This is a genomic window from Shewanella jiangmenensis (assembly GCF_018596335.1).
GTDB classification, from domain to species: domain Bacteria; phylum Pseudomonadota; class Gammaproteobacteria; order Enterobacterales; family Shewanellaceae; genus Shewanella; species Shewanella jiangmenensis.
Map to the genome: position 1 here is coordinate 542,846 of NZ_JAHEPS010000001.1, position 20,892 is coordinate 563,737.

A 20,892-nucleotide genomic window follows, 5' to 3' on the forward strand; every position below is an offset into this window, starting at 1 on the left:
GTACCGGCTCTTAACATCAGCTCAGGTTGCGTTTTTGGTGCGCTCTGGCTGCTGCCACAAAACCTTCGAACAGCGGGTGACCGTCTCGCGGTGTGGAAGTGAACTCTGGGTGGAACTGACCTGCCACAAACCATGGGTGGTTTGGCAGTTCAATCATCTCAACCAGTTTGCGGTCAGATGACAGACCACTGAAGATGAGGCCGGCTTTTTCGAGCTGCTTCACATAGTGGTTGTTCACTTCATAGCGGTGACGATGACGCTCGATACAGGTTTCAGAGCCGTAGGCCTCAGCGGCTTTGGTGCCAGCCTTGAGGTGACACAGCTGAGCGCCGAGGCGCATGGTGCCGCCCAGATCGGACGCTTCGTCGCGCTGCTCTATATTACCCTCTTCGTCAATCCATTCTGTGATGAGACCCACAACCGGATGCGGAGTTTGCTTGTTGAACTCGGTTGAGTGCGCATTTTCAAGGCCGGCCACGTTACGAGCGAACTCGATAAGGGCTACCTGCATACCGAGGCAAATACCGAAGTAAGGCAGTTCGTTTTCACGGGCATACTTGGCAGCAAGAATTTTACCTTCCACGCCACGCTCGCCAAAACCACCGGGCACCAGAATACCATCGAGGCCTGCCAGCGCTTCATCGCCTTTGGCTTCAACACTCTGGGAGTCGATGTATTTGATGTTTACGGTGACGCGGTTTTTCAGGCCCGCGTGCTTGAGCGCCTCGTTCACAGACTTGTAAGCGTCTGGCAGCTCGATGTATTTGCCCACCATACCAATGGTGATTTCACCGTTGGGGTTGGCTTCCTGATAAATCACGTTTTCCCACTCAGACAGGTCGGCTTGTTTGCATTCCAGGTGGAAACGCTTGCAAACCAGATCGTCCAGCCCCTGAGAGCTCAGCAGCGCCGGGATCTTGTAGATGGAGTCAACGTCTTTGAGGGAGATAACAGCGCGCTCTTCCACGTTACAGAACAGGGAAATCTTGGCACGCTCGTTGGCCGGAATAGCGCGGTCACCGCGGCAAACCAGGATATCCGGCGCAATACCGATAGAACGCAGTTCTTTTACCGAGTGCTGGGTTGGCTTGGTTTTCACTTCGCCGGCAGCGCCAAGGAAAGGCACCAGGGTCAGGTGCATGAACATGGAGCGATCACGGCCCAGTTCAACGCCCAGCTGACGGATAGACTCGAGGAACGGCAGGGATTCGATATCGCCTACGGTACCGCCAATCTCAACGATGGCCACGTCATGGCCTTCGCCGCCTTCCAGCACCTTGGCCTTGATGGCGTTGGTGATGTGCGGAATAACCTGAATGGTGGCGCCCAGATAGTCACCGCGACGTTCTTTACGCAGTACTTCTTCGTAAATACGACCAGTGGTGAAGTTGTTGCGGCGGTTCATCTTGGTACGGATGAAACGCTCGTAGTGGCCCAGGTCCAGATCCGTCTCAGCGCCGTCCTCTGTCACAAACACTTCGCCGTGTTGTGTCGGGCTCATGGTACCTGGGTCTACGTTGATGTAAGGATCCAGCTTCATGATGGTCACGTTGAGGCCCCGTGCCTCAAGGATGGCTGCCAATGATGCTGCTGCAATGCCTTTGCCTAGCGACGAAACCACGCCGCCAGTCACGAAGATATACCTTGTCGTCATGCTGAACCTGAGAAAATATGAGTGTGAAAATACGTGCTTGTAAGAGAAGCACCAGGACGGGGCGACAGTATATCAAAGAGCACCGCTTTCGACAAACCTCAGCCCAGAGTTTTTTCCTGGCGTTTCACTTCATCCCAGAAGCCATCGAGCTCAGCGAGTGAATAATCAGTCAGTTGTCTGCCATTTTCGCAGGCAAGCTGCTCCACACCGCGAAAGCGCCGTTCAAACTTTTGATTGGCAAGTCGCAGCGCCTGCTCGGGCTCAACACCCAAGTGGCGCGCCATGTTGACCACTGCAAACAAGAGGTCGCCCATTTCGCTCGCGACCCGCTCTGGGTCGGGATTTTCGACCTGCACTTCGGCCAGCACCTCGGCAATTTCTTCTTCCACCTTGGCTACCACAGGTGGCAGCTCGCCCCAGTCAAAGCCCACCCGCGCCACCCGCTTTTGGATTTTGGCGGCGCGGCTAAGGGCCGGCAGGCCAACCGGCACATCATCAAGCACCGAGTGCTTGTCTTTGGCTTTACGCTCCCGGGCCTTTATCGCTTCCCAGTTGTCTTTCACGTCTTTACTGGAGCTCACTTCAATATCGCCAAACACATGGGGGTGGCGGGAGGTGAGCTTGGCACAGATGCGCTTTACCACTTCAGCAAAATCAAACAGCCCCTGCTCTTTGCCTAGCTGGCAGTAAAACACCACCTGAAACAAAAGGTCCCCAAGCTCGTCCGGCAGCTCATCCAAATCCATCCGCTCTATGGTGTCGGCCACTTCATAGGCCTCTTCCAGCGTAAAGGGCACTATGGTCTCGAAGCGCTGCGCCTTATCCCAAGGGCAGCCATGCTCTGGGTCGCGCAATTTGGCCATGATGGCCAGCAGCGGATTGATGTCTGCAATTGGCTCTGCATTTGCACTGAATTCGGCGCTCATTTGCATTCCTCTGTGACTGCGCTTGGCGCACAGCCTTAGCTCAAGACGTTAAAAACAAAGGCTGCAGCGCAGCCTTTAAGAATATTCACGGGTTTATCGAATATTTACGGATTCAGGTCACAGGCGCCGGGCCTCGATGACGCCATCCACCTGCCCGAGCTTGGACAGCACCCTTGAGAGGCCATCGACGTTATAAAGCTCGAGCTCCAGCTCAATGGCTGCTGTCTGGTTTTTAATATCCGATGAGCTGCTCATGGCAAGCACGTTGGATTTCTCGGCCGCCAGCACCGAGGTTAAGTCCCGAAGCAAACCGGTTCTGTCGTTGGCGAGCACCCGCAGACGGATTTTGTAACCGCCGGAGTAATTTTCGCCCCAGACTACGTCCACCACCCGCTCCGGGTGAGCGCGCATAAGCTCTTTCACCTGCTCACAGTCGGCGCGGTGCACCGAAATGCCGCGTCCCTTGGTGATAAAACCAAAGATTTCATCGCCGGGCACAGGGCGGCAGCACTGGGCAATATGGCTAAGCAGGTTACCAACGCCGTTGACTTCAATCTGATCCCGGGTCTTGGCAATCGGCTTGTGCTGGCCTTTTTTAACCAGCTCATCCACTGCCTCTTCATCGGAGATTTCATGCACCCGCATCCGGCTCTGGATGTGGTTCACCACCTGATTAAGGCGCACATCACCGCCACCGATGGCCGCGAGCAGGTCGTCCATGTTGGTCATGTTGAAGCGCTCGATGGCGCTGCCAACGTCTTTTAACGTCAGCCCGACACGGCCAAGCTCAGCCTCCAGCATTTCGCGGCCGGCAACCAGGTTTTTGTCCCTGTCCTGCTGCTTGAACCAGTGCTGGATTTTGCTGCGGGCACGGGAGGTGCGGATGTAACCCAGGTTAGGATTAAGCCAATCGCGCTTGGGGTTAGGATGCTTGGAGGTGATGATTTCAATCCGCTCACCTGTCTCCACCTGATAAGTGAAGGGCACTATGCGGCCATCTACCTTGGCGCCAATACACTTATGCCCCACCTGAGAGTGGATGTAATAGGCAAAGTCGAGCACGGTACTGCCGGCGGGCAAATCCACCACTTCGCCGGAAGGGGTGAACACATACACCCTGTCTTCAAACACCTGGCTGCGGATTTCTTCCACCAGGTTGCCGCTTTCCACCACGTCTTCCTGCCACTGCAGGATTTTACGCAGCCAATTGATTTTTTCTTCGTAGCCGCTCTGCTTGCCTGCATGGCCCTCTTTGTATTTCCAGTGGGCGGCAACACCGAGTTCGGCGTCTTGATGCATGGCTTCGGTACGGATTTGAATTTCGACGGTTTTGCCCTCAGGCCCCACCACAACGGTGTGGATAGACTGATAGCCGTTAGGCTTGGGGTTGGCAACATAGTCGTCGAATTCACGGGGAATATGATGATAAAGGGTGTGCACCACACCGAGGGCGCCGTAGCAGTCCTGCAGGCGGTCGGTGACAATACGCACCGCACGCACGTCAAACAGCTCATCGAATTTAAGGTGCTTGCCCTTCATCTTGCGCCAGATGGAGTAGATGTGTTTGGGACGGCCGTACACCTTGGCACGGATATGCTCTTCATCGAGCTTGGCCTGCAAATCGTTTACGAACTGCTCGATAAAGGTTTCGCGATCGATGCGCTTGCCATCGAGCTGTTTGGCGATTTCTTTATAGGTTTCGGGATGAAGGTAGCGAAAGGAAATGTCCTCAAGCTCCCACTTGAGCTGTCCAATCCCTAAACGGTTGGCGAGCGGCGCATAGATATCGGCGATTTCACGGGCGAGCAGCACACGGGTTTCTTCGTCGGCGTTTTTCACCGCCCTGAGCAGACACACCCGCTCGGCAAGCTTAATCACCACGGCGCGCACATCTTCCACCATGGCAAGCAGCATCTTGCGGATATTGTCGATTTGCGCCTCGGCCGAGCGCGACTGTTCACTTAATTTCAAGCTGCCGATGGCGTTCATGGTCACCACGCTGGCAACGAGATTACCAAGCTTATCGCCAAACTTTTCGACTAACTTGTCCTGTGGCAACAGCCCGGCTTCCTGCACCGAAAACAGCACTGCGGCCTGCAGGGTTTCCAGATCCATGTTGAGCGGTGCCAGGATTTCAATCATCTCGCGGGCACGGGCCATCAGTGCGCGGTGGGCGTCAACATCCTTAACCGGCAGCGCCTGAACGGCACGCAGCAGTTCCAGCAGACAGGCGGCATCGTCCGCGTTGTCGAGGTAACGGGCTACCCAGTCTTCCAGATTGAAATCTGCATCGCTGAAATGCGCTTCGCGGACTGACACCATAGCGTTAAGGATCCCTCTTCCCAGTCAACTTCATCGCCGCCATCGCGGCGCTTAAAGCCTTTATCTTCAGGATTGATTTGAACTTGTCAAACCATAGCAGTGTAATTGGCTATTAATTTTGCAGCCGGGCACAGAATCCACCCGTTAGTTATCCAGCTCAAACAGCGCCATACCCTCACTGTGATGGGTTTGGGGAAACATATCCAAAAGCCCCAGTCGGGTCAGGCGGTAACCGGCGTCTTTAAGCAGCACCGCATCGCGGCCAAGACTTGAAGGATTGCAGGAAACATACAAAACCTTTGCCGGCTTCATCTTTTTAAGCCACTGCAGACTCTCGTAAGCGCCAGCGCGGGCGGGGTCGAGCAGCAGCTTATCGATTTGACCAAGCCAGGGCTCGGCGGCCAAGTCAGCGCTGAGGTCGGCGCAGTAAAACGCCACGTTTTCAAGGCCATTTTTGGCGGCATTGCTGCGGGCACGCTCGACCATTTCCGGCACGCCTTCAACGCCAATAACCTCGGCGCCGTGTTTGGCAAGCGGCAGACTGAAGTTACCCACGCCACAAAACAAATCCAGCACCCTATCGCCGGGCTGAATATCAAGCCAGTCGATGGCCTGTGTGACCATGGCCTGATTCACCTCGCCATTGACCTGAATAAAGTTACCCGGGGCAAATTCCAGCTTGAGTGAATCGTCCTTTAGTGAATCGCCCAGCTGATAATGGGGCAAGGCGCTACCCTGGGATAAAAACTCAAGCTCGCCTTCGTTGCCCTGCAGCAGAAGTTCTACGCCCGCCTCATCGGCAAAGGCTGCCAGCAGCTTTTTATCGCTCTGAGCAAGCGGCGCGGTAACCCGCAGCACCGCAAAAAGCCCGTTGGCGGCATCGAGTAGCTCAAGGTGGCCAAGTCGCGTCTTACCTTTAAGCCGACCAAGTACGCTGGCAAAGGGGGCTATCAAATCGGACAGGGATTTGGCCAACACGGCGCAGTGTTCAATGGCCACCACTTGCTTACTGCTTTCTTCACGAAATCCGAGGGTAAGCCTGCTGCTGTCTTTATCAAGTAAAGTTGCAAGCCGCGCCCGGTGGCGGTAATGCCAGCCATCGCCGCCCAGGGTTGGCGCAGTGAGCGACACCGGCTCACCAAGACCACGACCAAGGATATCGGCAAGCGCCGCGCCTTTGTAATCGCGCTGGGCCTCGAGTGACAGGTGCTGTAAATCGCAGCCGCCACACTTGCCATACCAGGGGCAAGCCGGCGCCTGACGATGCAAAGAGGCCTCGCTGACCTTGAGCAGGCGGGCGTGGGCGAAGTTTTTCTTCTGCTCTGTGAGCTGCACTTCGACGGTTTCACCCGGCAATGCACCCGGCACAAACACCACTTTGCCATCAAACTCGGCGATACCGGCACCCAGATGGTCGAGCCGGCTGACTTTCAATGCTATCTTTTGAGAAAGCTTTTTCCCCTGATTGGGTTTGGCTTTGTAAAACTGCGCCATCGTGGCCTCACACAAGAAAAATCTGTAAAGACAGCCCCACTTCTGGCAGTCTTGTAACATTCAAACTCAAAGGAAATCAGGGACAACCCCGGCAGATGAACACTGCGACCAACATGAGCAAGTACAGCTTGCGCTCCTGGGTATTGGTACTGGCGCTGGCGCCGACCATCCTCGTTGGCATTCTTTTGGGCAGCTACTTTACCATAAACCGCTTCTATGATCTTGAAGATACGCTCAAGGACATGGGCAGCAACATCATTGAGCCGCTTGCCATCGCCGCCGAGCAAAGTCTGGCGTCCAATAATCGTGAAGTGACCAAGTTGTTGCTCGCCAAGGCGCAGCTCAATAAATCCACGCTGGTGAAGTCCATCGCCGTGTTTGATGCGAATAATCAGCTATTTGTCACCTCGCACTACCATAAAGACTTTGAAGAAATGCGCTTCAAAGACGATATCAAAAACCTGCGGGAAACCAGTTACGATCAAAGCGGCGACACCCTCATAGTCCGCACCCCGATTTTTGCCATCGCCAACAAGCCGCCCACGGCAAACAGTAGCTACGATGAAGTGCAAAACCGCCAGGCCGAGGCGGTGGTCATGCCCGACAACTCGGATGCCACCCAGCTTGGCTATGTGTCGCTGATGCTGAACAAAGAAAAGGCCCTGCTCGAGCAGCACCGCGCCGCCGTGGCGGCCTTTATTATTGTGCTGATTGGGGTGCAGCTGAACTTGCTGTTTACTTTCCGTCTGGTAAAAAACGTCACTCAGCCCATCACCGACATGGTGAAACTGGTGGGTAAAATCCGCGAAGGCAAACTTGATGCACGGATTGAAGGCAACCTCATAGGTGAGCTTGACCTGCTTAACCGGGGTATTAACGCCATGGCCTCGTCGCTGTCGGAATACCACGATGAGATGCAGCAAAATATCGACCAGGCCACCTCGGATTTGCGTGAAACCCTGGAGCAGATTGAAATTCAGAACATCGCCCTTGACCGCGCCAAGAAGGACGCTCAGGAAGCAAGCCGCATCAAGTCTGAGTTTCTGGCCAACATGTCCCACGAACTGAGAACTCCGCTCAATGGGGTCATAGGCTTTGCCCGCCAACTGCTTAAAACGCCGCTGCATTCCAGCCAGATGGATTACATCAAAACCATTGAGCGCAGCGCCACCAGTTTGCTGCAAATCATCAACGACATCCTCGATTTCTCCAAGCTTGAAGCCAACAAGATGGTGCTTGAAAGCATGCCCTTTGGGCTGCGCTCATCCCTTGAAGACACCATCAACCTGCTCGCCGGCAGTGCCCATGCCAAGGGGCTGGAATTTGTCGTTGACGTGGATGCCGCCGTGCCTGAAAACCTGAGCGGCGATGTGATGCGCCTGACTCAAATCATGACCAACCTGGTCGGCAACGCGGTGAAATTTACCGAAAAAGGCAGCGTGCATCTTAAAATCAGCCTGCTGACCCGCGAAGAGAACAACATCACCCTGCAGTGCGATGTCACCGACACCGGCATAGGTATCGACAGCGAGCAGCAGGAGCTGCTGTTTCAAGCCTTCGGTCAGGCCGACTCGTCCATTTCACGCCGCTATGGCGGCACGGGATTGGGGTTGGTTATCACCAAGCGTTTGGTGGTGCAGATGATGGGCGGCAATCTCGGTTTTCGCTCGGAAGTGGGCAAAGGCTCGACCTTCTGGTTTACCGTGCCACTGCAGCTGAGCCCCTTCCCGGCCCACGACACCCTGCCCTATGAAAAACTCATCGGCCACAGCGTGCTGTTGTATGAGCCACGCAAACTGTCGCGGGAGTCTATCGCCCGCAAGCTGCACGACTGGCATATGCTGGTGTCAATTGCAGGCAGCGAAGAGGATTTGGCCCGCTGCCTCGATGGCCGCCGATATGACGCCATTTTGCTGTCTGGTCACAGCTGTGAAAGCCGTGAGCAATTGCAGCGGATGCTGACGCAGGTAAAAGATCACACCCATTCGCTGATGCTGCTGAATGATTGTCTGGACCCGGAAGTCTTTACCCAGGAAATGACACCCTATGTGGATTTGGTGCTGCCGCTGCCACTGAGCGAGCTTAAGCTTGCGCAAAACCTCATCTTCCCGCCGGTGAAAAAGAGCGAGCAGCCAAAGCCAGTCCCCGTCAGTACCCCCACAACCAGACATCCGCTCAATGTGCTGGCGGTGGACGACAACCTGGCAAACCTTAAGCTTATCGACACCCTGCTCAAAGAGCTGGTTGCCAACGTGGTTGCCGTCAGCAGTGGCGATCAGGCGGTGGCTCTGGCAAAAAGCCGCGCCTTTGACCTGATTTTCATGGATATTCAGATGCCGGGCACAGATGGCATCACAGCCACCAAGCTTATCCGTCAGGACTCGCTAAACCGCAACACGCCGATTATTGCCGTTACCGCCCACGCCATTCATGAGGAGCGTGAGCGCATTCAGGCAAGCGGCATGGATGGCTATTTGCCCAAACCTATCGACGAGGCGGCGCTCAAGGGCGTGATAGCCCGCTGGCTGACCCGACCTAAATTTACCCATTTCGACAGCAACACCCTTAACTGGGAGCTGTGCCTGAGTCAGGCCAATCATAAGCAGGACCTGGCCATCGACATGCTTAAAATGATGCTTGACTCACTGCCCTCCACCGTAAGCGATATCGAGCTTGCCATGGCCCGCAGCGATAACGAAGCCATGCTGTACACAGTGCACAAACTTCACGGCGCCAGCTGCTACTGCGGCGTACCCACCACCCAAAAACTTTGCCAGCAAATCGAGTCGGCACTTAAGCGCGGCGCCGATGTGGCAGATGTTGAACCGGAAATCCTTGAGTTACTTGATGAGCTTACTAAGGTAGAATCGGCCGCAACCCAAGTGATTTCCCAGATGTCAGCGGAAGTGCCCAATGAGTTCTAAACCCGGTTTTTTCAAACGTCTCAAAGCCCTGTCCATGCCACAAAAGCAGCTGTTTGCTGTGGCACTTTGCCAGCGCATGTATCCAAATTATCAATTGTTTTCCGAGGTTTGCGAGTTTGGCGACCCCAAGGTTCTCGACACAGTGCTGAACCTGCTGTGGCAGTCCCTGTATGACAAAAAGCTCAAGCTGAATCTGGAGCTGCACATGGCAAGGCTTGAGGAAGTGACCCCCGAGCCCGAAGCCTTTGATGCCTATGGCGTCTACCCTGCGATGGACGCCGTGGTTGCCCTGAGCACCCTGCTAAGCGCCATCGAGAGTCAGATAGAAGAAGACATCACCAATATCAGCAAGTTGTCATCCGCGACCGTGGCCAACTATATTGAAGCCATCAGTGAAGCCGAGCTCAACGATGAGTTTGATGATGAAGCGCTGGATGATTTCGTCTACGCCCACGAGGCCATGGTCGATGAGCGTGAACTTCAGGGCGACTTGCTTGAGCTGATTGAAGACAATCCGGACATGTCAGCCGACTTTATCAAGGCGCTGCGCAAGGAAATTATCAGCAGCGGCGTTTCCAATATCGGGATAAGCGTGCAGGAGCCAAGCCCCGAGTAATTACAGTGGCAAAATGAAAACACTGCTCTATCAGGGATATGTACTCACCAACAGCGAAGGAAAAACCAATAGCTGGAAACTCAGCATTGGCGATGAGGTGCGTATCGGCTCCCTGTTTGAGCTGCGCCGGCAGGTGGCCTTTTTTCAGGAGCTGGGGGTGTTACCCCCGGTGAAGGACTACACCGAGGCCAAAGCCGGCTTCAAACCCCGCAAACCCGGCGCCAAATCTGGTGCTAAATCTGGTGCTAAAGCTGCGCCGCTCTCCCCACGCAAAAGTCGCTGACACCCCAGTTACTGCCAATTCCAGGCAAAGCAAAAAGCGCCAACCCAAGCACAGCCCAAGCACAGCCCAAGCACAGCCCAAGCACAACAAAAGCCTACGCCTCCATAGAAAACAGCGCCGCCGAACGCGCCTGCATAAACTCGATAAAAGCTCTGACCTTGGCCGGCTGCTGCTGGCGCTGATGACATAAAATCGAAATCCGCCGCGTTTCACCACGCCACTCTGCCAACACAGGCTCAAGCAGCCCTTGCTTAAGCTCCTGTTTAAAAAAGAGTTCAGGACCATAGAGAATGCCACCGTCATCCACACAGGCGCTGATGGCGCCCTGTAAATCGGTGAGCGTCAGCCCCGCAGGCCCATCATAGTAGTAGCTCTCACCGCTGCCATGGCGCAGGGCAAAATTATAAAGTGGCCACACCTTGATGATGCTGTGGGACACCAGCATAGAGGGATGGGTCGGACGCTCGACACCGGAAAGGTAACCGGGGGATGCCACCAGACGATAATCCAGACTGCCAAGGGGATAGGCTACCCAGCTCGAATCCGGCTGAATGCCGCCGACAATGGCGACATCTATGCCTTTATCAATAAGGTCAACTACCTCATTTTTTTGGGTTATATGCAGGCGAATAGCGGGATACTTGCGGCGAAACTCGTTGATGGTGCGCATAAAAATCATCGAAATGATCGAAATGGGAGCGGCAATCCGCAACGTCCCTTCCAAAGCGTCGTCGGCGTTACCGTAAAGGGCATCCACTGTGGTTACCAGGGATTTATAGCGCTCGTAGAGCGCCATGCCCTCTTCGGTAAGGCGAATTTTACGGGTGCTGCGCATCAACAGTTGCCGACCACGGTTTTGTTCAAGGCGCGACAATTTGCGGCTGACCGTTGCCACCGGCATCTCAAGCCGCTCGGCCAGCGCCGACAGGCTGCCGGCATCCACCAACTGCACAAACAGATAAATCAGCTCAAGCTCGCTGCCCGGGTGTTCTCTGTGGGTCTTCATCAGCTTTGCGACCAACTGCCAATATTCAGGTGGCCTTAGTGTATGCTAGTTTGCAATTCCTTTCTCAATCACAGCGCAACTCTTTATGAACAGGACGTTATCAACAAGACATTACGACCAAAACGTTGAGAACAGGACATTGTGCCCAAGCGGTTGTTACCAAGACATTTGTGAACAATACATTTTCGAAACCGTGGTTTGCGTACTACAAGATTAACGGGGCGACTGCCTGAGCTATGAGTGCCGGACTATGACAGCTGTGCTGCCCCTGCTCATTGTTATCGCCATTATGGCTGCCGGCGCCGCGAGCCATCGCTGGTGCCCGAGAGCCTTTGAGCGGCTTTTAAATCAATACGTTTACTACCTCGCCTTTCCGGCCATCTTGTTTATGAGCCTGAAACAAGCGCCCTTTGAGGAGATTCTCAATGGCCGCTTTATTCTTGGCTACAGCGCGGCTTTACTGCTGGTGTATGCCCTCATTTATTGGAAGCTTTGCAGCAAAGGCCAACTCGAAAACCGGGGCAGCACGCACCGGTATGTGGAAACGACTGCAGAAAATAAAAGAGTGGCGGCGCTCCATGCACTTGCTGCGACCTTCGGCAACACGGCTTTTATCGGGATCCCGCTGCTTGCAGGGCTCTTTCCCGGCAACGCTGCCGCCATGCTTGCCGCCGCACTGGCAAGCCTGCTGTCTGTGCTCATGTTTGCGCTCACTGTGGTGCTGCTAAGGCTAAGTCGCGATACGCTAAGCAAAGCAGCGCAGCTGTGGCTTGCCATCCGCGTATGCGGCAAAAACCCGATAGTGATGGGCTCACTCTTAGGCGTTGGCGCATCGGCGATGCAGCTTAGTTTCCCCCAGTGGCTTGAATCGGTGCTTTGGGGCATAGGCAAAAGCTCAAGCCCCTGCGCCCTCTTTGCCATCGGCGTGGCGCTGGCAAGGTCTGCCCGGGATGCAGGCTCACTCACCTTTCCCGCCTCGCTGTGGCAGGTTCTGGGCGCTAAGCTGATTATTCTGCCCACGCTGGTATGGGTGATGTTTGCAATCCTTGGAGTTGATAACTCACTTACAGCCATGGCAGTGCTGCTGGCGGCCATGCCAAGCGCGGCCAGCGTCTATCTGCTTGCCTATCAGGATGGCAGCGCCGATAAACTGATGGCGCGGATAATAGTGTCCGGCACCTTACTGAGCCTCATTATCGTGCCAACGTTCGCCTGGCTGTTGCTGTAGCCGCTAAGCGTTGAGCATGGCTGTTGGTGGAGCCGCTGAGCGTTGAACGTGGTGCTAAGCGAAGACAGCAGCCGTGTGAAAGCAGCGTGTGAAATCAGTCGCGTGTCAGCACCCCAATGGCATTCACCGATGAAGAGTCAGCGCCAAGATAAAGACAAGGAAGCGCCCACTCATATGGACACAAAAATATTTTTCTTCGCCGCTTGCAGGGTGATTTACTGTACAAAAAATCAGTATATACTGTTTATCAATACAGTAGTTTGGTGACTTATACGACAGGATTGCCATCATGCTTTGTCAGCTCAGCATCAACAACTTTGCCATTGTCAGGTTTCTGGAACTGGATTTTCGTCCCGGCATGACCAGCATTACCGGTGAGACGGGTGCCGGTAAATCCATTGCCATTGATGCCCTCGGCTTATGCCTGGGTAACCGTGCCGACGCAAGCGCCGTACGTCCGGGCGCCGAAAAAACCGAAGTCAGCGCCCGCTTTTCACTGGATGATGTACCGCTTGCGCGCCGCTGGCTTGAAGACAACGACCTTGAGCTTGAAAACGAGTGCATACTGCGGCGCACCATCACAGCCGATGGTCGCTCCCGCGCCTACATTAACGGTAACCCGGTGCCGCTGTCACAGCTTAAGGCCATAGGCCAGTACCTCATCGGTATTCATGGCCAGCATGCCCACCACGCGCTGCTTAAAAGCGATCACCAGCTGCAACTGCTCGACAGCTATGCCAATCACCGCATGCTGCAGGATGCCGTCGCCAGTGCATTTCAGCGCTGCCGTCAGGTCGAAAACGAGCTGCGCCAGCTCGAGCAAAGCCAGCAGGAGCGTATTGCCCGTCGCCAACTGCTGCAATATCAGGTGGAAGAGCTCGATGAATTTGCCCTTGCCGAAGGCGAGTTTGAAGCCATTGAAGCCGAGCATAAACGCCTCGCCAACGGCACCGCGCTGATTGAAGACTGCCAGCACGCCCTGAGTATTTTGTCTGAATCGGACGAGGGCAATATTGAGTCCCTGCTTAACCGCGCCCTGTCGATTGCAGCGACTCTGGAAGGACTTGACCCGAGCCTCGCCACTGTGGGCAATATGCTTAATGAAGCCCTTATTCAGGTGCAGGAAAGCAGCAGCGAGCTTGAGCGCTACCTGTCAAAGCTTGAGCTTGATCCGGAACATTTCGCCTTTTTGGAAGAGCGGCTCTCCAAAGCCATGACGCTGGCACGCAAGCACCATGTGGCCGCCGACAAACTGTTTGAACACCATCAAATGCTTTGCAATGAACTTGGCTCCCTCGATGGCGATGAGGCTCAGATTGAAGAGCTGCAATTACAGCTTAAGGCGAGCCGTGAAGCATACCTGAGCCACGCGCAAAAACTCAGCCAAAGCCGCAGCCGCTATGCCAAAGAGCTCGACAAGCTGGTGACCGCGTCAATTCAGGAGCTCAACATGCCCAAGGGCAAATTCACCATTGAGGTGAGCTTTAACCCAGATCAAATGAGCCCCAGTGGCAGTGACAGCGTCGAGTTTTTGGTGACCACCAACCCGGGGCAGCCACTGGCGCCACTTGGAAAAGTCGCGTCAGGCGGCGAGCTCAGTCGAATTGGCCTTGGCATTCAGGTAATTACCGCGAAAAAGGTCGCTACCCCAACCCTGATTTTCGATGAAGTGGATGTGGGTATTTCCGGCCCTACCGCCGCCGTGGTCGGCCGTATGCTGCGAACCCTGGGCGAAGCCACTCAGGTATTCTGCGTGACCCACCTGCCGCAGGTGGCAGGCAACGGCCATCAGCATATGTTTGTGAACAAAACCAGCAAGGGCGGCCAGACTGAAACCTCGATGCAGCCGCTGGACAAAGAGCAGCGTGTTCAGGAACTCGCCCGGCTTTTGGGCGGCGACACCATTACAGCCAACACCCTTGCCAACGCCCGCGAGCTGCTGCAAGGCCACTGATTGAGGGTGAAAAAGTGAGCAGTGCTGATGCAATGCGCTCGCGAGTGCGCGTGCAAACCTGAGTGCGAGTGATTGATCCCGAGCGATAGATTCTGAGCGATTGATTCTGAGAGAGTCTGAGTCTAAGTCTGAGTGTGAATGATTGGTTCTGAGGGATTGGTTCTGAGGAATTGGTTCTGAGGAATTGGTGCTTAGAGAGTCTGAATCTGAATGATTGGCTCTGAGCGCTTGGTTTCGAGAGACTCTGGCTCAGGGAGCTTACGCCCGAGTCAGCAGTTAAACCTAATCAAACTCGCCGCGGGATCCGCCCCGCATTGCCCCGATTGAGACTGAGTGATTGAATTGAGTGTTAGCCTCGGTCGCTTTAAAACAAAAAACGCCTGACATATTCAGGCGTTTTTGTTTTATCAGAGCGCACATCCCGGAATAAGGGCGTGAAATCCACATCCGGAACTCTGGCATCTGGGCTCTGGCTCATGCGCTGGCTCTCGTTCAGGCGCTCAGGAATTGGGCTCAGGCTCTGGCTCTGACGCTCAGGCGCTCAAGAACTGGGCTCAGGAACTGGGCTCTGGCTTCCGTGCTCCCGCTGCCAAGCTCCGATTTCTGAAAGCTGGCCTCTATGATCAGGCCTCTGCAAATTGGCCTCTGCGTTCTGCCCTCGGGCCCCAAGTCACCAGCATCTTCGCATGAGCTTGTATTCAGGCGAAGTAATATGCCAGCAGTTGTAAACAACCCAGGGCAAAGACACCGGCGAGCACATCATCAATCATAATGCCAAAGCCGCCGTGGACCTTGGCATCCAGCACCCGAATTGGCCAGGGTTTGAGGATATCGAAAATCCTGAACAGCACAAAACCCGCCACCAGCCAGACAATGCCGGCGGGCGCCGCAATCATGGTGATAAGAAGCCCGGCGACTTCATCCCATACGATGGCGCCGTGGTCATGCACGCCCATGTCTTTGGCTGCGCGGTCACAAATATAGACCCCGGCCACCACGGCAACAGCCGTCACCATGAGATACCAAAAAAGCGGCAACGGGCTTAGCAGCAGATACAGAGGCACAGCCGCAAGGGTACCAAAGGTGCCCGGCGCTTTTTTGGCAAGCCCCGAGCCAAAGCCCAGCGCCAGAAAATGCCAGGGGTTACGGAGTGAAAGGCGTTTTAGCGCCGCATCGTCACTGAAAATACCCATCAGAAATGCTCAAACCCTTTGTTAACCGGCGCAAATGGCTGACCATTAAAGCTGAGTTTAAGGCCGCCGCCGGCACTGATTTGGCCGATGCGCACAAACTTCACCCCGGCGTGGGCCAGTGCTATTTCCAGCGCGCCGCGCTGCGCTTCCGGCACAGTAAAGAGGAGTTCATAGTCTTCACCGCCGGTAAGGGCATAACCGAGCGCCTCTTCAAGGGCAACCGACTCTTTCATCGCCGCAGACAGCGGCAGCTTGTCGACCTCAATGGTAGCGCCCACATTGGAGGCATTGAGGATATGACCTATGTCGGATACAAGCCCGTCAGAGAGGTCGATTGCCGCAGATGCCAACCCGCGCAGCGCCTGCCCGGCGAGCACCCGGGGCGTTGGCCGGTAATGGCGTTCAATCAAAAATTCACTGTGCTCCGGCGCCACCTTTTGGTTTGGCTGCGCTTGTTGCCTGCCACGCAGCAGATCAAGTCCAAGCGCGGAGTCGCCCAGGGTGCCGGTCACGTAAATCCAGTCGCCGCTGCGGGCACCAAAACGGGTCAGGGCTTTACCTTCAGGTACCTGACCATTGACGGTCACGGCTATCACCTTCACCGGGCTTTGGGTGGTGTCACCGCCGATGAGGGCAATGCCGTAATATTCGGCCGCTTCAAACAGGCCCTCGCTGAAACCGGCAAGCCAGGCTTCATCCACCGAAGGCAGGCTGAGGCCAAGGGTAAACCAGGCGGGCTCTGCGCCCATGGCGGCCAAGTCCGACAGGTTTACCGCCAGCGCTTTGTAACCCAGCGCCCAGGCGGGCATATCGGCAAAAAAGTGCACCCCTTCAACCAGGGTGTCGCAGGAGATGGCCAGTTGTTTGTTTTCACTTGGCTGTACCAGCGCGCAATCGTCGCCGATACCGTGTTTAACATCGCGGCGCTGCGGGCCGCGGCCACAGAAGTATTGATCGATGAGTTGGAATTCTTTCACTGCTTTTCCGGTGCAGAATAGAGAGTCTGCCAACCGGCCCATAGAAAAAATGAACACCCAGAAATGAAAAACGGCACCCGCAGGCACCGTCTGTCATTTAGTTGCGCGCAACCAGCTTATCCAAAATGCCGTTAACGAACTTGTGTCCGTCTTCGGCACCGAAGGCTTTGGCCAGTTCGATGGCTTCGTTAATCGCCACCTTATAAGGCACATCCTTGCGGAAGGTCAGCTCATAAGCTGCGAGTCTGATGATGGCTTTCTCGACAGGAGAAACATCATCGAACTCACGGTCGAGCAGCGGCTTAAGCTTCTCGTCCAGCTGAGCAGTTTTGGTTGCTACACCGGCAAACAATTCGCGGAAGTAAGACACATCCACTCCGTCCAGCTCTTGTTCGGTCAGGAACTCGTGCTCAACGTCGGCAACGTTGTTGCCGCTCAATTGCCAGGAATAGATGGCCTGGACCGCCAGACGACGGGCCTTACGGCGCTCTGAAGGCTTCATGGTTTTTCCTACTGTTACAGCTCTTTATCGATGACACTGAGCACGTTTACCATTTCCAGCAGACCCAGAGCAGCTTCGCCACCCTTGTTGCCGGCCTTGGTACCTGAGCGCTCAATGGCTTGCTCGATGGTATCTGTGGTCAATACACCAAAAGATACCGGGGTGTTGAACTCCAGAGAAACCTGGGCCAAACCCTTGTTGCACTCACCGGCAACAAAATCGAAGTGTGGCGTGCCGCCGCGGATCACAGCGCCGAGGGCGATAATGCCGTCAAACTTGCCGGAAGCGGCAACTTTTTTGGCAGCCAGAGGCAGCTCGAAGGCACCGGGAACGCGTACAACAGTGATGTTGTCTTCGCTCACCTGACCGAAACGCTTGAGTGTGTCGATGGCGCCAGACAGCAGGCTCTCGACCACAAAGCTGTTAAAGCGTGATACCACGATGGCCACTTTGGCTGATTTGGCTTCGATTTGACCTTCTAAAATGTGCATTCTCTCACCTGGTTAAGCTAGGGCACCCGGCTTGGTGCAATCCGCCCGGACGGGTCCGGGGCAAAAGTGGCGCATATCATACCACAGCCTTTTGCCCCAATCGCCACTCTATTTGAATGAATCGCAATTTAAATATTGCGTCCAGTGAAGCAGCCCAAGCCCACGCAGCAGGCTGGCCCGGGCGCCTGGGTTGGTTATTCGCCTGAAACGTACTCGGTCACTTCAAGGCCAAAGCCCGACAGTGAGTGGTACTTCTTGGGCGAACTCAACAGGCGCATCTTGTGTACGCCAAGGGATGACAATATCTGCGAGCCGACACCCACACGGCGGGAGGTACCCTGCCACTTGGCGGGTGCGGCGGCCACGCCTTGGTCTTCAGCTTCGAAGGCTTTGACTTTGGCGAGAATGTCGCTGCTGTGCTCACGGTTACCAAGAATAACCAGCACGCCGCCTTCACTGCCGATACGGGCCATGGCCTTTTCCAGCGGCCAGGAGCGTTCCTGATCCCGCTCTGAGTGGAGGATATCGTTGAAGGTGTTGGTCAGGTGCACCCGCACCAGCACGTTATCCTGCACCTCACCTTTAACCAGCGCGTAGTGCAGCTCGTTATCTATGGTGTCGCGGAAGGTGTGCATCATAAACTCGCCAAAACGGGTTGGCAGCTTGCAGCTTGCTTCACGCACTACCGTGGTTTCGGTGTTGTTGCGATATTCAATCAGGTCGGCAATAGTGCCAATCTTGATGCCGTGCTTCTCGGAGAACTTTTCCAGATCCGGACGACGGGCCATGGTGCCGTCTTCATTGAGAATTTCAACAATTACGCCGGACGGCTCAAGGCCTGCCAAGCGTGCCAAGTCGCAACCGGCTTCGGTATGGCCAGCGCGGGTCAGTACCCCGCCTTCCTGGGCCATCAGCGGGAAGATATGGCCGGGCTGCACCAGATCGGATGCCTTGGCATCTTTGGCCACAGCGGCCTGAATGGTCACGGCGCGGTCGTGGGCGCTGATACCTGTGGTCACGCCACGGGCGGCTTCAATCGACACGGTGAAGTTGGTGGTGAACTGAGCGTTGTTATTGGTCACCATCAGCGGCAGATTCAGCTGCTGGCAGCGGGCGCGGGTCATGGTCTGACAGATAAGACCGCGGCCGTGGGTGGCCATAAAGTTGATGGCTTCGGGAGTCACAAGCTCGGCAGCCATGATGAGGTCGCCTTCGTTTTCCCTGTCTTCATCGTCCATCAGAATAACCATTTTACCCTGACGAATGTCTTCGATGATTGCTTCGATACTGTGTAGCGCCATTGTAAGACCTTTATGTTCTTTTAAGAGTGATGTGAATTTTAGCGGCCTGTGGGCCAAAAAACAGGGCCGGGCGCACAAAGCGGTGCTTTGGCTGACCCGGCGAACAAGCGTATTCAGCGCATAAAGCCGCTGCGGGCAAGCAAATCCATGGTCACGCCGCCGGATGCCTTGTCGTCACTGCGCTGCATCAAGCGCTCAAGGTAACGGGCAATCTGGTCGACTTCGAGATTAACCTTATCGCCCACCGCCAAGTCGATAAGCGTGGTTTCACCCGCGGTGTGCGGCACTATGGTGAGGCGAAATCGGCTGCCGTCCACCTCGTTGACCGTGAGGCTCACGCCGTCGATGGTGATAGAACCCTTGTGGGCGATGTAGCGGGCAAGCTCAGCGGGCGCGTCGAGCCAGAATTCAATGGCCTTGCCAAGCGGGCTGCGGCTAACTACCACAGCGCGGCCATCCACATGACCGCTGACCAGGTGACCACCCAGGCGGGTTGTTGGGGTAACGGCCTTTTCGAGGTTCACCGGCTGGCCGGGGCGATACTCGCCAAAGCCGGTCAGCTTCACGGTTTCGGCAGATACATCCGCCACATAACCATCGGCGAGACACTCAACCACGGTCAGACACACGCCATTGGTAGCGATACTGTCGCCAAGGCGCACGTCCGATAAGTCCAGTTTGCCACTTGCCACGGTCAGGCGAATATCGTCGCCCTTGCGGTCGATGCGTCGTAATTTGCCAACGGCTTCAATGATCCCGGTAAACATACATCCTCTTTCAGCGTGGGGCAGACTCAGGCAAGCGTAAAGCTAAAGCGCCAGTCCTGACCAAGTTTACGCTCATCAATAAGCTTAAGACCCGGCAGCTCGGCCATGGTCTGATAATCGGGCAGCTGCAGCATGTCGCGGCCATGGCTGCCAAGAAGTTTAGGCGCCTGATACAGCACCAGCTCATCACAAAGCCCGGCACCAATAAAGGCGCCTGCCAGCGTGCCACCGGCTTCCACCAGCACCCGGTTACAGTTTTCACCGAGGTGATTGAGGAGTGCGGCAAGGTCGATACGGCCATCACTGCCCGGCAAGGTCAGACAGGTGACAAATTCCGGCAGCGACTGCAAAAAATGCGCATCGTAGGGCGCGGTGGATACCAGCAAAATCGGGCCTGCGATGCCAAAGAGTTTGGCGTTGGCACTCATGCGCTGTTTGCTGTCGAGCACAACACGAATGGGCTGGATAAGCTCGGCTTCGGTGAGATTATTGCCCAAGCTGCCAAGCTCGCCATGGCGCACATTAAGGCTCGGGTCATCCAAAAGCACAGTATCAATGCCGGTAATAAGAGCGCAGGATTTGGCGCGAAGCCTTTGCACATCACGGCGCGACTCGGGGCCGGTTATCCATTTCGACTCGCCGCTTGAGAGCGCGGTTTTGCCATCAAGACTGGCACCGACCTTTACCGTAACAAAGGGGCGTCCGCGTTCCATCCGCGATAAAAAGCCCGGGTTAAGCGCCCGTGCCTCGGCTTCCATCAAGCCGTGGGCCACCTCGATACCGGCGTCATTCAGCAGCTTAAGTCCCCGCCCCGCCACCTGCGGATTCGGGTCGGTCATGGCGACAACCACTCGCTTAAGACCATGTTCTGTCAGGGCTTTGGCACAGGGAGGTGTACGGCCATAGTGGCTGCAGGGTTCGAGCGTGACATAGGCGGTAGCGCCGCGGGCGCGGTCACCGGCTTGTCTCAGTGCATGCACCTCGGCGTGGGGGCCACCGGCGCGGATATGCCAGCCTTCACCGACAATGTCACCTGTGTCATTCACTATCACACAGCCCACATTCGGATTGGGGCGGGTGGTGTACTGGCCCCGTTTGGCCAGCATGATGGCGCGGGCCATCATGGCATGGTCGAGGGAAGAAAATTGGCTGTTGGCAGGGTTACTCATTTGGGTCTGTCGCTGCTGTGTTCCAATTGGTATTGCAATTTAAGGCTTTTACGCGTGTTGCCTGTTATATCTCGCGCCTGACGGC

Annotated in this window: 17 protein-coding genes; 5 read left to right on the plus strand and 12 right to left on the minus strand. The window is 55.5% G+C overall.

The genetic code is table 11. The annotated features are described in order from the left end of the window. Positions 1-16 precede the first annotated feature (16 nt). From pyrG to rlmD, 4 genes are all read right to left on the minus strand, one after another. Positions 17-1,654: a CTP synthase gene (pyrG, locus tag KJI95_RS02435; protein ID WP_214505568.1), complete on the minus strand. Its 1,638-nt coding sequence runs from the start codon at positions 1,652-1,654 to the stop codon at positions 17-19. Between the two features lie 98 nt (positions 1,655-1,752). Beyond that, positions 1,753-2,580: a nucleoside triphosphate pyrophosphohydrolase gene (gene mazG, locus KJI95_RS02440; protein ID WP_214505569.1), complete on the minus strand. Its 828-nt coding sequence runs from the start codon at positions 2,578-2,580 to the stop codon at positions 1,753-1,755. A 117-nt stretch (positions 2,581-2,697) separates the two neighbouring features. After that, positions 2,698-4,902 (minus strand): GTP diphosphokinase, encoded by a 2,205-nt coding sequence (gene relA, locus KJI95_RS02445; RefSeq protein ID WP_214505570.1) that lies wholly within the window; start codon positions 4,900-4,902, stop codon positions 2,698-2,700. 144 nt (positions 4,903-5,046) lie between these two features. Beyond that, positions 5,047-6,396 (minus strand): 23S rRNA (uracil(1939)-C(5))-methyltransferase RlmD, encoded by a 1,350-nt coding sequence (rlmD, locus tag KJI95_RS02450; RefSeq protein ID WP_214505571.1) that lies wholly within the window; start codon positions 6,394-6,396, stop codon positions 5,047-5,049. Between the two features lie 95 nt (positions 6,397-6,491). Here rlmD and barA point away from each other — a divergent pair, with 95 nt between their 5' ends. Genes barA through KJI95_RS02465 form a run of 3 tightly spaced genes read left to right on the plus strand, consistent with a single transcriptional unit; the run spans position 6,492 to position 10,219 of the window. Further along, entirely contained in the window at positions 6,492-9,320 is a 2,829-nt protein-coding gene (gene barA, locus KJI95_RS02455; protein WP_214505572.1) for a two-component sensor histidine kinase BarA, read from the plus strand. Next, positions 9,310-9,936 carry a YjaG family protein gene (locus KJI95_RS02460; protein ID WP_214505573.1) on the plus strand — a complete coding sequence of 209 codons (627 nt, stop codon included), beginning with the start codon at positions 9,310-9,312 and terminating at the stop codon, positions 9,934-9,936. The genes barA and KJI95_RS02460 overlap by 11 nt, the downstream gene beginning before the upstream one ends. A 13-nt stretch (positions 9,937-9,949) precedes the next feature. Then, positions 9,950-10,219, plus strand: coding sequence for a DUF3319 domain-containing protein (locus tag KJI95_RS02465; protein WP_214505574.1), 270 nt, complete (start codon positions 9,950-9,952; stop codon positions 10,217-10,219). A 94-nt stretch (positions 10,220-10,313) separates the two neighbouring features. On the opposite strand, the gene KJI95_RS02470 is transcribed toward KJI95_RS02465, so the two are convergent. Next, entirely contained in the window at positions 10,314-11,225 is a 912-nt protein-coding gene (locus tag KJI95_RS02470) for a LysR family transcriptional regulator (RefSeq protein WP_214505575.1), read from the minus strand. A 250-nt stretch (positions 11,226-11,475) separates the two neighbouring features. Here KJI95_RS02470 and KJI95_RS02475 point away from each other — a divergent pair, with 250 nt between their 5' ends. Then, a complete protein-coding gene (locus KJI95_RS02475) occupies positions 11,476-12,453 on the plus strand; it encodes an AEC family transporter (RefSeq protein WP_214505576.1) in 978 nt (325 codons plus the stop codon). 289 nt (positions 12,454-12,742) lie between these two features. Further along, positions 12,743-14,407: a DNA repair protein RecN gene (gene recN / locus KJI95_RS02480; RefSeq protein WP_214505577.1), complete on the plus strand. Its 1,665-nt coding sequence runs from the start codon at positions 12,743-12,745 to the stop codon at positions 14,405-14,407. 698 nt (positions 14,408-15,105) lie between these two features. On the opposite strand, the gene KJI95_RS02485 is transcribed toward recN, so the two are convergent. From KJI95_RS02485 to ribD, 7 genes are all read right to left on the minus strand, one after another. Beyond that, on the minus strand, positions 15,106-15,600 hold the full coding sequence (locus tag KJI95_RS02485) for a phosphatidylglycerophosphatase A family protein (protein ID WP_214505578.1): 495 nt from the start codon (positions 15,598-15,600) through the stop codon (positions 15,106-15,108). After that, positions 15,600-16,577 carry a thiamine-phosphate kinase gene (gene thiL, locus KJI95_RS02490; protein ID WP_214505579.1) on the minus strand — a complete coding sequence of 326 codons (978 nt, stop codon included), beginning with the start codon at positions 16,575-16,577 and terminating at the stop codon, positions 15,600-15,602. Before thiL ends, KJI95_RS02485 begins: the two co-directional genes overlap by 1 nt. A gap of 97 nt (positions 16,578-16,674) precedes the next feature. Then, on the minus strand, positions 16,675-17,079 hold the full coding sequence (nusB, locus tag KJI95_RS02495; protein WP_214505580.1) for a transcription antitermination factor NusB: 405 nt from the start codon (positions 17,077-17,079) through the stop codon (positions 16,675-16,677). A gap of 14 nt (positions 17,080-17,093) precedes the next feature. Next, positions 17,094-17,570 (minus strand): 6,7-dimethyl-8-ribityllumazine synthase, encoded by a 477-nt coding sequence (gene ribH, locus KJI95_RS02500; RefSeq protein ID WP_214505581.1) that lies wholly within the window; start codon positions 17,568-17,570, stop codon positions 17,094-17,096. A gap of 194 nt (positions 17,571-17,764) precedes the next feature. Continuing rightward, the gene (ribBA, locus tag KJI95_RS02505) at positions 17,765-18,871 is read right to left on the minus strand and encodes a bifunctional 3,4-dihydroxy-2-butanone-4-phosphate synthase/GTP cyclohydrolase II (RefSeq protein WP_214505582.1); all 1,107 of its coding nucleotides are present in this window, start codon (positions 18,869-18,871) and stop codon (positions 17,765-17,767) included. Between the two features lie 113 nt (positions 18,872-18,984). After that, entirely contained in the window at positions 18,985-19,638 is a 654-nt protein-coding gene (locus KJI95_RS02510; RefSeq protein WP_214505583.1) for a riboflavin synthase, read from the minus strand. Positions 19,639-19,664: 26 nt separating this feature from the next. Beyond that, entirely contained in the window at positions 19,665-20,807 is a 1,143-nt protein-coding gene (gene ribD, locus KJI95_RS02515) for a bifunctional diaminohydroxyphosphoribosylaminopyrimidine deaminase/5-amino-6-(5-phosphoribosylamino)uracil reductase RibD (protein ID WP_214505584.1), read from the minus strand. Positions 20,808-20,892: the final 85 nt, after the last annotated feature.